The following is a 791-nucleotide window of genomic DNA, read 5'->3' on the forward strand; positions in this document are numbered from 1 at the left end:
TATGCATGCGGTTTATTTTTAAACAGTTTTTAGCGTTTAATTGCCACTATTGTTATTTGTTACTCTTAAATTTAATGATTTTGTGGCATTATTAACAAACAAATCAAATTAATATTTATTCACACTTAAAAAATCGATGCTATGAAACAAGTTTTTATTTTACGAGGACTACCAGGAAGCGGTAAGTCTTACTACGCGCAAAGCCTTGCTGACGAATTAGGTGGAGTTGACGAAAGCCAATACCTAATCTGCTCAACTGATGATTACTTTATTAATGAGCAGGGCGAATATCATTTCGATAAATTTAAATTGTCGCAATTTCATAATTTAAATTTAGCGCGCTTTATAAATGCACTTGCTCAAGGTATGCCATTGGTAATTGTAGATAATACCAATATTAAAAAGTGGGAATTTATAGCGTACACTCAAGCTGCTGTTGCTTTAGGTTATCAAGTAAAAGAAGTGATAGTGGGTGAAGTGAAAGACAAATCAATGCAGCACTTATATGCTAAACGTAACTCGCATAATGTCCCGCTTAAAACCATAAGCAAAATGGCCTACATGTTTGAGTGGTAGTGCTGAATTTTAGACAGCACGTCTAAATTATTTTGAGTTATAGTATTTAAATGAGCAGTGATTTTATCATTGCTCCAATCTCACCAAGATATATCTAGCAGCGTATTTATTGTTTTATCGTCAAATATAAAAACCTACTTGAGGAAAACCTTCCATTGGTGAAGGATTATTGGGGTTTGGTCCGTTCATTGGGTTTTCTCTAATTAATTATGGAC

The 791-nt window shown here is 33.5% G+C and carries 1 protein-coding gene; it reads left to right on the forward strand.

Annotation, left to right across the window (positions count from 1 at the left end):
• The first annotated feature begins 141 nt into the window (after positions 1-141).
• On the forward strand, positions 142-576 hold the full coding sequence (locus tag GQR46_RS20235) for an ATP-binding protein (RefSeq protein ID WP_007586798.1): 435 nt from the start codon (positions 142-144) through the stop codon (positions 574-576).
• The last annotated feature ends 215 nt before the right edge of the window (positions 577-791 follow it).

Source organism: Pseudoalteromonas sp. Z1A6 (assembly GCF_011378745.1).
Classification (GTDB): Bacteria; Pseudomonadota; Gammaproteobacteria; order Enterobacterales; family Alteromonadaceae; genus Pseudoalteromonas; species Pseudoalteromonas arctica.

Coding starts and splice junctions, on each gene's coding strand:
- GQR46_RS20235 (WP_007586798.1), top strand. CDS start 142: ATGAAACAAGTTTTTATTTTACGAGGACTACCAGGAAGCGGTAAGTCT.